The following is a 12,194-nucleotide window of genomic DNA, read 5'->3' as shown; positions in this document are numbered from 1 at the left end:
CCGCAGAAGATGGATAAACGCTTTCCTACAGGTCGCTAAGAACTTAAGGCCAGAATAAGAGCGTGCAGCGGGGAAAGGCCATATTTTCCTTCATCGTATGGTTTTGCCTTCGTACTCAAGCTTCGTAACACCGCTGTCATACGCCGGTGTTTCCGCCATTCGATCTTATCGCACTCACCAAAGCGCTCTATGATTCGCTTTTTTGTTCTTCTCAAAAACACTGTAGGCTTATGTTGCTCTCGCAGACTGCCCCCATCTCGAAACAGGAAGCTTGCACACAACAGATAAGACGCTGTTTAGCGGCTATCGAGAACGCAAAAGGAATACGCTATGACCTTACTCATCTCTTGGTTGATTTTGTCTTTCGCGGTCTGGCTGACGGCCGCGATACTGCCGGGTTTTCACGTCCGCGGTTTCGGGAGCGCGATCCTGGTCGCGGCTCTGTTCGGCATTCTCAATTTCTTACTCGGGTGGTTACTGTTCGCGCTTTTCACGGTCGCCACACTCGGCTTGGCTTGGCTGCTGGCCTTCATAACCCGCTGGATCATTAACGCCATACTACTCATGCTCACTGCCAGCTTGACCGATCATTTAAAGATAGACAGCTTTGGTTGGGCGCTTGGCGGTGCACTGATGATGTCGGCCATCGGTACCTTCGGTCAGTGGCTACTAATAGGAGGAAGCTAATCGCTTCGGACCCGTGGAGGCTCGAGGGTGGCCCCTGGCGGCGTTACTTTGTCAGCTTCTACTGGGGGAGAAGCCGCAGTAAACCAAGTCCGGCCTATGCGGTCTAATATACAGTAAGCAGCCACAGGCGAGCGCGGGGGAGAGCTGGATCAAGGAGACAAAAATGAACAACGCATACGCCCGGCAACTCCTATTCGTACTCCTTTTGGCGACCGTGGGAACGGCTCAGGCATCAAGTTTCCGCTGCGACGGTAGAATCGTCTCCACGGGCGACCGAAAGTACGATGTCACCGCCGCCTGCGGCGAACCCGATCATGTGGAGCGGCTTCGCACGACCTATGTCTACGGCACCATTCCGGTAGAGGAAGAAGAAGTCTGGTATTACAACTTCGGGCCTCGCCAGTTCGTGCGGGTATTGCGGTTTCGAGGCAGCCGTCTTGAGTCGATTCGCAATGCAGGCTACGGCTTTCGTCCGGAACAAGTCGACGGAGAATGCCGCCCACAAGATCTGCAGCGGGGGATGAGCAAACTAGAGCTGCTCGCCCGGTGCGGTCGCCCGGATGCGGAGGAAACACGCCACCACATACACCATAGGCAACGACAGGAAGACATTCCGCCTACCGTCCGGGTAGAACCCATCGAAGAATGGATTTACGGCTTCGGCCCCGGGCAATTCGACCGCGAAGTCACAATTAGAGGTGGAGAAATCGTTCGGGTCGAACGGGGACGACGAGGACGCTAAAGAAGGTACCTATCCCACACCCTATCGGTAAAGCGCCTCTCGCCAAGAGCCGGGAGAAAAAGCATGGAGTACTAGTCGGTCCGCTGGTAACCGCCTAAGGTTTCGATCTGACGACGCACGTCGTCCATTAAGCGTTTTATCTCCGTAGTAGCGTATTCGGCACTATCGATAGGCTTGCCGATAGCGATATCGACCCGTTCGCCGAATGAGAAACGGGTCGTTTTCGGTGGCAAGACCCGATCTGCACCTCGAATACCAATGGGCAAAATCACAGCGCCGGTATCGAGTGCAACCCGAAACGGGCCTTTCTTAAACGGTAGCAGCGCGCCTTCCCGCGACCGAGTGCCTTCGGGGGCTGCCCATAAGATAATGCCGGAGGCCATCTTCGCCTTGGCAGCTTCCAGGTCTTTCACCGCTTGTTCGAAGTTCACTCGGTCGATAGAAATAAACTCGCCGGCCCGCATCCCCTGCCCCCAGATCGGGACCTTAAAAAGCTCCTTTTTCGCGAGCATGCGAATGCTACCCGGCAAGGCCACAAAAGTGATTGGGATATCGTACAGGCTGCGGTGGTTACACATGACCACGTAACGCTTCCCCGGTTCGAACGCGAAACCATGCGGGTTCGCTACGCGACAATCGACCCCGACATATTTCAGCAGACGCGACGACCACCAACGCAGGCGCCGATCCCCTACCTCGCGCCGAAACCGCCCCGTATAAACCTCGAACAGCGTCCGTACCGAAATCCACAAGGTAATACCCAGGCTCTTTGCAATCACCCAGAATGAGGCAAGACGGGACAGCTTTTTCATCGACTAACCTAATATTCTGTTACGGCAGGTTCTGTTAGCTGAGCCGAATAATACATGAAGGACTGCAACAACAAGTTGCCGTACCGCAAGCTTCGTATCTTGGCCTAAACGATGGCCCGCAGCCGCCGTGCAGGCCAAACGCTATTACGGACGTTGAGGCAAGCGTCCTAACGGGTCGGCCTTGTAGAGCTCGTTACCGTCGATCACGATCGTCCAAACGCCATCGTTTTCCTGTGGGCCACGATCAATAGCGAACTCGGAACCGAAGAAAAGGAAACCGGCCTCGATGCTCGTCTCGGTGAAGGTTTTAATCGGCGCGGACAAGGAGCGTTGCACGGAGCCGCGTTTGCTTTCGTATTCTAAGCGACCGCCTTCGGTAATCAGAATCGATGTATCGTGATTTCTCCACAAACCGACGTATTCCATTTTCTCCGGCGGCAAATCGTTACTACACCCAACGAGTAGCACGGCGGCCGCGACCAGAACAGCACCCATCACCCATATTTTCATAACAACCCCCATAACTTACTTGATCGGGGCTGCCCAATTTGGGCGGCGCCGATCGGAACATCTATCTACTTATTAGAAATTCGGAAACTAGAGCACCGACGCGGTGCATCGTAACCCTATATCAGAGACAGCGGATTTTCAAAGCGAAGTTTTTGCGCAAAGCAGCAGCCAGAAAGCGCGGGAGCTTGTATCGGCTCACACTTCCTGGCCGTGTCGTGTTTTATCGATAATCTGAGAATTTACCGTGGCCAGCACGGTAGGCACGAGTTACCCGGCCGTTTGGACGGTCCTTGCGTTAGCAACCGGCTCATTACCTCGCTACTTCATTGAGTGCAAGCCGATTTTGTTGCCTTCCGTATCCGTTATTAATGCCGCAAAGCCGTAAGGACCTAGCGGATACTTATCTTTGTCGATGCGCCCACCGTTGGAGGGCACCCGGGCCAGCTCGATAGCGCAATCGGCGGACATGAAGTAGACCACCGCGCCGCCGCTCCCCGGCACGAGCAAGGGCGTTTTGACCAGCGCTCCGGAAGCGCCGTTGCCTTTATCCATCTGGCCCGGAAAGACACACATCGACTCATCTGGGTCCGGGCTATTCAAGGCTTCCAAACGTATATCGAACACACGCTCGTAAAATGCTTTGGCGCGCTCCATATCGCGAACGGGAATCTCAAACCATCCAACAGGCTTAACGGCCATCGTTTTCTCCTTTGCTAAGGGTGCCACCTGCCTAATAGTCGATACCGATCGCTCCCCGTCGACAACGATAGGCGTCAACGCGCACCGTTGGCGCAAGCAGTTGCAAAAGTGCGGGAGAGAGTGGTGAGAAGACGGGGAAGGAAGGCCTTTCCAAAGCACCAGGAAAGGCCCTATCAGCTTACTTTTGAATGATACTTTGACCGGCTTTGACCACATCGTCCGCTTTCTCGGGCCGGGCCGGTATTGCGATACCCCGTTGCGCAGCCGGACGCTCGCCGATACGTTCCACCCACGCTTGCAAGTGCGGCAGGTCGTCAATCTCAACACCGGACCAGCTATGGGTACGCACCCAAGCCCAATTCGCCATATCGGCAATACTGTAATCTTCAACCAGATACGCTCGATCGGCCAGGTGATCGTTCAACACCGTGAACAGCCGTTTGACCTCGTTTTGATAGCGATCGATAGCCGGCTGAATCTTCTCCGGAAAGTAGCGGTAAAAAACGTTTGCCTGCCCCATCATCGGGCCGATGCCGCCCATCTGAAACATGACCCACTGGATCACCTGCGAGCGCCGTTTAGCATCCTGAGGTAAAAACTGGCCGGTTTTTCGGCCAGATACAAAAGAATCGCTCCCGACTCGAAGACGGCGAAGTCGTCGGCATCGTGATCGACGATGGCCGGTATCCGGCCATTGGGGCAAATTTTAAGAAACTCGGGTTTTTCTGGTCGCCCGCCATTAGATTCAGGGCTACCACATCGTAATCGAGCCCCATCTCCTCCAATGCGATACTGGCCTTATGGCCGTTCGGGGTCGGGGCACTGTATAGCGTGATCATTCAGTCACCTCTTAGCTGTAACGTGAACGGCATCAACCTGCGGAGTCACGCTTTCGCGCTCGGACGACTATTCACCGCCTCGTACCAGCGGGCAAGATGCTCCTGCTCCGGTTGAATCCGCACGTTATTGACTTTACTGAAGTCTAACGCGCAAAGTGCCGTAATATCGGCTACCGTAAACTTTTCGCCCGCAACATACGTATTCTCGGCGAAGTGTCGATTGAGGTAGTGGAAAAACTTTTCCACGTCTTCCCGATTCCGCTCCCCCCATTCCGGAAAAGTCTTGCGAATGGCGGAGAAGTAACCGCTCGTGTGCTGGAAGCACATCCCGGTCGGCAGCATGAAGTAAAACTCCATCTGTCGCTGCCACATCTCGATTTGAGCTTTCTCCAGCGGCGTTTCCCCCATCAGCGGCGGATCGGGCTGCAACTCTTCGAAGTAGCGACAAATAGCCATGGTCTCGGAGATACATGTGCCGTCATCCAACTCCAGCACCGGCACTTTGCGCATCGGATTTTTGGCCTTGAACGCCTCGCTCATATGCTCGCCCTTCGCGAGATCGACTTCTACCGTTTCCACGGCGATGCCCTTCTCCGCCAGAAAGATACGTACCCGGCGCGGGTTCGGGGCGATTTTCATTTCATAGAGTTTCATGAGGGTTCCTCGTTTTTATCTTGAGGTGTAATGCGAGCATTTACCTAACCGATCATTCTGGAATATAATTTTTTCTAACTAATCGGTCAACAAAGGAAATATACGAGGCTACCATGGGACGCAAGCTGGAGTTCGACCCCGACGAAAAGCTGAAGGCCGCCATGCGCCTGTTCTGGGCAAAAGGCTACGCCGGCACCAGCCTGCAAGACTTGGTCGAGCAATTGGAGATCAACCGCTTTAGCCTCTACAACACGTTCGGCGATAAACGGCAATTATTTGTCACGGCCCTGGAGCGCTATAGCGATCAGATTATCGGCCGTTTGATAGAACCCCTGCTGGAACCGAATGCCGGGCTGGATGCGTTGGATCGTTATCTGGAACAGTTGCAGCGTGGTTTGAACAGCTCGGCAGGCGATTTTGGCTGTTTAGTTCAAACGATCGGCCTTGAAGCGGCCAACGGCCACGCCGAACTCAAGGAATTGGCCGTCCAGCGTCTACAGCAGCTGGGCGAGCTGTTGCGGCAAACACTGCTACGCGCTCGCGAACAGGGCCTGCTGGCCGAGCATATAGACCCCACCGCGGCAGCGGACATGTTGCTAGCCCAGGTACAAGGGGCTATTTTTCTGCGCCGCGCCACGGGCAATAGCGATCAATCCGACCGCAGCCTGGGAATGCTCCGCCAACAATTGAGAACCTGGCGAACGGATATCGACCAGGTTTAGCGCGCCTCGACAACGGCAATGTAAATGGCCACCTGCTCAGGCCCGAGATAGCACTCGAAATCGCTGCTATAGCGACGCTTATAGGGCGCGTCGCCATCGAAGTACGCCCACACGCGGCTCCAGGTATCGATAATTGCCTCAGGCAGCTTGCCTTTTCCTGCAAACACCAGGTAAAGCCCCGATTCGACCTCTGCTGTCTGGTAATCATCGGAATGACGATTGGGCACCGCGACGCCAGCGGTTACCGTATAAGCGCCGTGCAGATCCGACTCGTACTGGGAATAAACGCCATAAACCGGCGAGTCGGGCTTTCGGTCGGGGATCTTCTCCACCACGTTACCCGCATAGAAGCGCTCCCACAAACCGGGTAAACGTGCCGTCTCCGGTTGGCTTTCGTCGGCATTGGTCGTGCGGACGGAAATGCCCGCAACCTGGAAAGCGGACACTTCTTTCAATGTCGGTGGCATAGAATCTTCCCATTCCTTAGTTTGGCTTCTCGGCGTAGAAGCGTAAACGAACATGATCGGCAACCCAACACCCTTGGCCATCCAACCCGCGCGCCTGGGCAGCAGCAATCCGCTCCGGCCTGCTATCCGATGGCCGTGACGTTACACCCCAACGTCACGATCTTCGCGGTTAAAACGCCATCGCCACCACCTAAAGCCAGCGCTCCAGGGAGCGCACTCTGGGCCCGTACCAGGTCGGCGCTGAAAGATTACTTCAAGCCTTTTAGCGGAGGACACCGACATCGTTACCTAAAGGCAGACTCCAAATAACGGGTTGGGGCGACACGATGCTTCGTATACGGGTTGGCGGCGGGCGGAAAAGTCGCAATAAACTTTTTACGCAAACAACGATTGGCTCACCGATATCAATGAGCGCTATCGGTGCGAGCAGGATGCAACAAAGGGGGGAAACAAACCGGCTTGAAGACGCTGCGCCGGCATTCAGGCCACGATAGAGGAAACCTGTGCGGTGTTGGGAGTACGTCGATGAAAGTCGCGGTTTATAGCACTAAGCCTTACGACCAAGCGTTTTTGCAGCGGGCCAATAAAACCCACAGGCACGCGCTTAGTTATTTCGACGTTCGCTTAATCAGCGCTACCGCCCCACTCGCTCGGGGGCACCAAGCCGTATGCGCTTTTGTGAATGACGACCTCGGTCGCGACACGCTGGAGGTGCTGAGCGATGAGGGAGTTCGAATAGTGGCCCTACGGGCTGCCGGCTTCAACAACGTGGATTTAGCGGCAGCGGCCGAGCAAGATATGACCGTCGCACGAGTACCGTCGTATTCGCCCCATGCAGTCGCCGAACACGCCTTGGCATTGATACTAACCCTAAACCGCAAGTTGTACCGAGCCTATAACCGCGTTCGAGAAGGCAATTTCTCGCTGGACGGTTTGCTTGGTTTCGATCTCTGCGGCAAAACGGTAGGCGTGATCGGTACGGGGAAAATCGGTACGGTGTTTGCCCGCATCATGGCGGGACTAGGTTGCCGCGTCTTAGCTTACGATCCAGCGCCCAACCCGGACGTCGATAAGCTGGCGAGCTATGTTCCGCTGGAGGAGCTATTCCTTGCTTCCGACATCGTCTCGCTCCACTGCCCGTTAACGCCCGACACCTACCACGTGATTAATGACGATGCTCTCGCTCGGATGAAACGCGGCGTCATGCTAATTAACACCAGTCGAGGACGAGTTGTCGATACGCAAGCCATCATACGAGGCTTAAAGCAGGGAAAAATCGGGTATCTCGGACTCGACGTTTACGAAGAAGAAGCCGATTTATTCTTTGAGGATTTATCCTGCCGGATGATTCAAGACGATGTTTTCTCCCGGCTGTTGACCTTCCCCAACGTCGTCATCACCGGGCATCAGGGTTTTTTCACCAAAGAGGCACTAAGCGCGATCGCCGAGGTTACACTTAGCAACATCACCGAGTTCGAAGCCGGTCGCGGGCCTTTGCATGAGGTTACTCAAAATCAAGCCAACCCCACCGCTACTTGCGCTCCCAGTGCTCTACCGGGCCTTCTACCCGATAGAATAAGGGGTGACATTCCGGCACCTTAACATCTATCCAACGAGCGTAAGCGGTGGAGCTACGAACGTTCAACTTCCGTCTCAGATGGCTCCATTCGTACTCGATCTGCCCCGTCGTTGCCGCGATTAGAGCAACCTGCTGCCGGCAAACGATCTTGTCCTCTCGAAAGGCATAGCCACGCGATAACGCTTCCGTATGAACCCCCGTTAAATACGTGCCGATCGCAGCCAGCGGTGTCGCGTGCTCGCGAAAGCGCCATAGCTGCGGGTGATTGCGATACCCCTTCGTCAACTCTTGCAACACCGCTTGCGCGAGCAGCGCTTCCCGCCACAACGCGACTAACCCCTTAGCGTCCAGATAACGAGGGTGAAGCGTCCACAATCGCACCGATTGCTCCTAACTAAAACGCCCGGAAGGTAATCATAACCTCCCGGGCGGGAACTTAGTTGTTTAAACGATGTGCAAAGGGTATCACCCAAACATCCAGCTTTCAGGATCTGCAATCGGCTGCCGCTGATTTAACAAGGACAGTCCTTTCGCGCAACGGACGATCGTCCATATCAACCAGAACAGGTAAACCAGAACGCCGATCAAAATGAACGACAGGATAAAACCCAACACCAGCAAACCTAAGCCGATCCAAAACGTACGAATTTGGAACGTGTAGTGCGTCTGCAACCAAGCCGATGCCTCGGAACGATTAACATACGCCAGAATCAAACCGATCAACGCTGTGATGCCGGTAAGAAAGCCGACCAAATACAGCACATAGACGACCATCGGCATGGTCGTGTTTTCGGCCGGAGTCTGCGGAGCAGTAGTATCTTCAGACATAAACCCCCCCGGGGTGTAACACTATCAGTAACGCATTTGCCATAGACTGCCCACAGGAGACAGCACAACAGCCGTTGACGAACGGCTCACCAATATTAGGCCGTGCTAATGTTGATGGTCAAATACTCACCATTAAGGTCAACGAACCCTCATCCTATAAACTTGGCCTTCGCTCCTGATACTGCCGCTCAAAAAGCTCCTGCGCCTCAATCGTCCGCTTAGCGGCTGGATTCACCCGTAACCGCTCATAAGGGATCGGGTCGCCGGTATCGACACAATAGCCGTAACTTCCGGTCCGCATACGCATCAAGGCCTCTTCGATGCCGTTCAGCTCTCGAACATGCCGATCTAACGAGGCATAGTTCAAGTCCACCAATAAATCGGCGACCGACTCCTCTTCGGCATCGTGAACCTGCCCAGCCAAGTCCGCATACAGTTCGCCATCCTGCTTCAACAACTCTGTGCGGATTTCTTCCCGTAGCTCCTGATAGCGCTCTTCCAGCGCGTCCCACAGAATCGCCAACTGCTGCTGATTCAGATGCGAAGCCATAACACCTCCGCTGCGTCGTCGATAAGAACGCTATGCCGCTCCCGACAGCAAAACGGCACCTCCTAATTTAATAATCAGGACACTTAGCTCTATTCACAAACTTCGCCCACCAAAGTCGTCCATGGCAAAAAACAAAACCCGGGGGCCGTTCCCGCAAACAGTGCGGCAACTATCACGCCATCCAAGCCGGTAGCTAGGTAAGATGCGCCTTTATCCGTGGACTCGATAAGGTAGGGAAGACCGTGATTCGAACGTTTGACGATGTACTCGCGACGAGCTTACGCACCCGTAAGCCGCAACGGCTCTTGCTGCTTTTCGTCAAAGCCGCACCCAGCGCTCCGCTCGCCCAGTACGACCTCGCCGGAGCGCAGCTAGAGCCTGTCCTAGCTCTGAACAAAGTTGTCAGTGGAAGCTTGCGATTTCCAGACCTGGTCGAAGAAGCGGATCGGCAACGACGCGATTGGGACTTCGTCCTCATCGCCGCCGTCTCTAAGCGAGACGGCGGCCTGCCGAGTTCGCAAGAGGCGCACCAGCATCTGCAAGAGCGCGCAGAACAGGCTTTGGCTAGCGGCGACTTTTCCCGCTTTCTGGTATTTGATCGCCAGGAGCAGCCGTTGTGGCCCGCACCCGAGCGCCAACTGCATTAGAGTAGGCGCAATCAGTCGCGCAGACGCAGTTGTGGAAAGTTACGTCTCCGGCTCTAACACCTCGGCTAAGGCGTCGTCGATTGTTTCCAACCAAACAAAACGTAGGTGCTCTCTAGCGGCCGCCGGAATATCTTCCCAGTCCCGCTTATTGCGGGCCGGCAACATGACGGTGCGTACGCCGGCGCGGGCGGCGGCAACCACTTTTTCCTTAATACCGCCCACCGGCAGCACCAACCCGCGAAGGCTGATTTCTCCGGTCATCGCGGTATCGGAACGCACTTTCCGTTCGGTAAACAATGAGCTAAGGGCCGTGAACATCGCGACACCGGCGCTTGGACCGTCCTTAGGTATAGCGCCCGCCGGGACGTGAATGTGGATATCGCTGTCTTTTAAGACATCGTGACTCATCCCTAACGTATCCGCACGAGCCTTGATCAAGCTCAGCGCCGCTTGTGCACTTTCTTTCATTACGTCGCCGAGCTGGCCGGTCAAAATAAGCCGACCATTACCCGGTGCCCGGCTGGCCTCGATGAACAGAATATCGCCACCCACCGGAGTCCAAGCTAACCCCGTCGCCACCCCAGGTACGCTGGTGCGCATCGCCACTTCATTCTCATAGCGGGGCGCACCCAGGATCTCGCGCACATCCGCCGGGGCAATGTCGGCCGACGCGATCGCTCCTTCTGCGATTCGCACCGCCACATTGCGGCAAACAGCACCGATTTCCCGCTCAAGGTTTCGTGCCCCGGCCTCGCGCGTATAATCGCGGACGATGCTGTGCAGCGCTTCATCGCTAAACCGGCACTGTTCAGGCTGTAAGCCATTGGCCTCTAACTGCCGCTGCACCAAGTACCGGCGAGCGATCTGTACTTTTTCGTCTTCGGTATAGCCCGTTAACTCGATAACTTCCATTCGATCCCGTAGCGGCCCTGGGATGGCATCCAATACGTTCGCCGTCGCAATAAAAACCACTCGACTAAGGTCGAAAGGAACGCCTAAGTAGTTGTCCCGGAAGCTGTTGTTCTGCTCCGGGTCGAGCACCTCCAGCAGCGCCGCCGACGGATCCCCTTGAATTCCGGCACCGAGCTTATCCATTTCGTCGAGCATAAACACAGGGTTGCGCGTCCCGACCTTACGCAACCCCTGGACGATGTTACCTGGCAAGGCCCCGATGTAGGTGCGACGATGGCCCCGTATTTCGGCCTCATCATGGACACCGCCTAGGCTCGCCCGCACAAACTCCAATCCCATAGCACGGGCAATGCTCCGCCCCAGGGAGGTTTTACCGACACCGGGCGGCCCAACGAAGCAGAGGATAGGGCTACGCCCTTGCGGATTAAGCTTACGGACAGCCAAATACTCAACGATACGACGTTTGATCTTATCTAAACCGTAATGATCCTCGTCGAGAACCTCGCGTGCCCGGGCAATATCGATGCTTTCTTCGCTCAGACGCGCCCAAGGTAACGCCAGCAACCAATCCAGGTAGTTCCGGCTCATGGAGTACTCGCTGGACGCCTCTGGCATGCGTTCCAAACGCTTCAGCTCCTTGCGCGCCTCATCCTCGACCTCGCGTGGCATCTCCAGCTTGGCAATCGCTTGGCTCAATTCTTCTATCTCAACCTGCTTCCCGTCCGCTTCGCCAAGCTCTTGTTGGATCGTGCGCAGCTGCTCGCGCAGCAGGTATTCTCGTTGCCGCTCGTCAACGCTTTCTTGCGTACGCTCGGAGATTTCCTTCGATAGCCGCATCACCTCCAGACGCTGGCTCAGCAGCTCTAGCACTCGGTCGAGTCGATCTTGCAGGTTGAGCGTCGCCAGCACTTCCTGTTTCTGCTCGGGACTGATATCCATAAAGCCGGCAACCAGATCCGCTAGTTGTGCCGCCGAACGGATATTCTCAATTGCTCCCACCAGCTCCGGCGGAGCTTGCGGGAGCAGCTGCAAAGATTCATGAGCCCGTTGCTTAAGATGATGCAGACGTGCCTGGATTCCGCTGGACTCTTCGGATGCTTCCTCCGGCAGCGATTCGATCCGGGCCACCATAAAGGGGTAGCCATCAAGAAACTCCCGCACTCGGAAACGCTGCTCGCCCTGGCAAATCAAATGGTGGGTACCATCCGGCGCAGTCACGTAACGCAGGATGGCCGCGGAACAGCCCACCTCGTGCATATGCTCCGCACCCGGAGCCTCCATCTCGGCCTCGCGTTGCATCAAAACGCCGATAGGCCGCTCGTTGCGGGCAGCCTCTTGCGCTGCGGCAATCGAAGGGCCGCGCCCTAAAGCAAGCGGTAGAATGAGGCCGGGAAAAAGAACGGTACCGCGCACCGGGACGATAATGAGCGCATCTTCCGGCAGCGCCGCTACAGTAGCGTGGATATCGTTGGCTTCAGGGTGTCCCTTGTCATTCGCCATGAAGGGTAAAACTCCTACGGCAAAACTAATAATTCCCGTGGTGTTG

At 55.6% G+C, this 12,194-nt stretch carries 15 protein-coding genes and 1 pseudogene; 5 read left to right on the top strand and 11 right to left on the bottom strand.

Annotated elements, in window-relative coordinates:
- Window positions 1–330 precede the first annotated feature (330 nt).
- Both CAI21_RS05660 and CAI21_RS05655 read left to right on the top strand, forming a co-directional pair.
- Entirely contained in the window at window positions 331–687 is a 357-nt protein-coding gene (locus tag CAI21_RS05660) for a phage holin family protein (RefSeq protein WP_116301392.1), read from the top strand.
- 163 nt (window positions 688–850) lie between these two features.
- Window positions 851–1,429 carry a DUF2845 domain-containing protein gene (locus tag CAI21_RS05655; protein WP_116301391.1) on the top strand — a complete coding sequence of 193 codons (579 nt, stop codon included), beginning with the start codon at window positions 851–853 and terminating at the stop codon, window positions 1,427–1,429.
- A gap of 71 nt (window positions 1,430–1,500) precedes the next feature.
- Here CAI21_RS05655 and CAI21_RS05650 read toward each other — a convergent pair whose 3' ends face one another.
- The 6 genes and pseudogenes from CAI21_RS05650 to CAI21_RS05630 all read right to left on the bottom strand — a co-directional run bounded on the left by CAI21_RS05650 (window position 1,501) and on the right by CAI21_RS05630 (window position 4,943).
- Window positions 1,501–2,241: a lysophospholipid acyltransferase family protein gene (locus CAI21_RS05650; protein ID WP_116301390.1), complete on the bottom strand. Its 741-nt coding sequence runs from the start codon at window positions 2,239–2,241 to the stop codon at window positions 1,501–1,503.
- Between the two features lie 144 nt (window positions 2,242–2,385).
- Entirely contained in the window at window positions 2,386–2,751 is a 366-nt protein-coding gene (locus CAI21_RS05645) for a hypothetical protein (RefSeq protein WP_116301389.1), read from the bottom strand.
- Window positions 2,752–3,069: 318 nt separating this feature from the next.
- Complete coding sequence (locus CAI21_RS05640) at window positions 3,070–3,450, bottom strand: VOC family protein (protein WP_116301388.1); 381 nt, start codon at window positions 3,448–3,450, stop codon at window positions 3,070–3,072.
- A 178-nt stretch (window positions 3,451–3,628) separates the two neighbouring features.
- Window positions 3,629–4,015 (bottom strand): glutathione binding-like protein, encoded by a 387-nt coding sequence (locus CAI21_RS24635; protein ID WP_258868014.1) that lies wholly within the window; start codon window positions 4,013–4,015, stop codon window positions 3,629–3,631.
- Window positions 4,012–4,226, bottom strand: a pseudogene (locus CAI21_RS25810) (glutathione S-transferase N-terminal domain-containing protein). The gene CAI21_RS24635 and the pseudogene CAI21_RS25810 overlap by 4 nt, the downstream one beginning before the upstream one ends.
- A gap of 108 nt (window positions 4,227–4,334) precedes the next feature.
- Window positions 4,335–4,943, bottom strand: coding sequence for a glutathione S-transferase family protein (locus CAI21_RS05630; protein WP_116301387.1), 609 nt, complete (start codon window positions 4,941–4,943; stop codon window positions 4,335–4,337).
- Window positions 4,944–5,056: 113 nt separating this feature from the next.
- Here CAI21_RS05630 and CAI21_RS05625 point away from each other — a divergent pair, with 113 nt between their 5' ends.
- Entirely contained in the window at window positions 5,057–5,665 is a 609-nt protein-coding gene (locus CAI21_RS05625; RefSeq protein ID WP_116301386.1) for a TetR/AcrR family transcriptional regulator, read from the top strand.
- Here CAI21_RS05625 and CAI21_RS05620 read toward each other — a convergent pair.
- Complete coding sequence (locus tag CAI21_RS05620) at window positions 5,662–6,132, bottom strand: GyrI-like domain-containing protein (RefSeq protein ID WP_116301385.1); 471 nt, start codon at window positions 6,130–6,132, stop codon at window positions 5,662–5,664. The two genes, CAI21_RS05625 and CAI21_RS05620, sit on opposite strands and share 4 nt — an antisense overlap.
- Before the next feature lie 525 nt (window positions 6,133–6,657).
- Between CAI21_RS05620 and CAI21_RS05615 the strand changes: the two genes are divergently transcribed.
- Window positions 6,658–7,734: a 2-hydroxyacid dehydrogenase gene (locus CAI21_RS05615; protein ID WP_116301384.1), complete on the top strand. Its 1,077-nt coding sequence runs from the start codon at window positions 6,658–6,660 to the stop codon at window positions 7,732–7,734.
- Here CAI21_RS05615 and CAI21_RS05610 read toward each other — a convergent pair.
- The 3 genes from CAI21_RS05610 to CAI21_RS05600 all read right to left on the bottom strand — a co-directional run bounded on the left by CAI21_RS05610 (window position 7,664) and on the right by CAI21_RS05600 (window position 9,089).
- Window positions 7,664–8,092 (bottom strand): pyrimidine dimer DNA glycosylase/endonuclease V, encoded by a 429-nt coding sequence (locus CAI21_RS05610; protein WP_116301383.1) that lies wholly within the window; start codon window positions 8,090–8,092, stop codon window positions 7,664–7,666. The genes CAI21_RS05615 and CAI21_RS05610 overlap by 71 nt on opposite strands.
- Before the next feature lie 84 nt (window positions 8,093–8,176).
- A complete protein-coding gene (locus CAI21_RS05605) occupies window positions 8,177–8,539 on the bottom strand; it encodes a DUF4870 family protein (protein WP_116301382.1) in 363 nt (120 codons plus the stop codon).
- A 154-nt stretch (window positions 8,540–8,693) separates the two neighbouring features.
- Window positions 8,694–9,089, bottom strand: a complete 396-nt coding sequence (locus CAI21_RS05600; protein WP_116301381.1) for a TraR/DksA family transcriptional regulator — start codon at window positions 9,087–9,089, stop codon at window positions 8,694–8,696.
- A 242-nt stretch (window positions 9,090–9,331) separates the two neighbouring features.
- On the opposite strand from CAI21_RS05600, the gene CAI21_RS05595 reads away from it, so the two are divergent.
- Window positions 9,332–9,736, top strand: a complete 405-nt coding sequence (locus CAI21_RS05595; protein ID WP_116301380.1) for a hypothetical protein — start codon at window positions 9,332–9,334, stop codon at window positions 9,734–9,736.
- 39 nt (window positions 9,737–9,775) lie between these two features.
- Here the strand turns inward: CAI21_RS05595 and lon are convergent, their stop codons facing one another.
- Window positions 9,776–12,148, bottom strand: a complete 2,373-nt coding sequence (gene lon, locus CAI21_RS05590; protein ID WP_116301379.1) for an endopeptidase La — start codon at window positions 12,146–12,148, stop codon at window positions 9,776–9,778.
- Between the last annotated feature and the right edge of the window lie 46 nt (window positions 12,149–12,194).

The sequence above is a fragment of the Alkalilimnicola ehrlichii genome (assembly GCF_003399765.1).
In the GTDB taxonomy this organism is placed as follows: Bacteria; Pseudomonadota; Gammaproteobacteria; order Nitrococcales; family AK92; genus AK92.
Note: the sequence above shows the minus strand (reverse complement) of the source record. Positions and strands in the feature narration are given on the sequence as shown.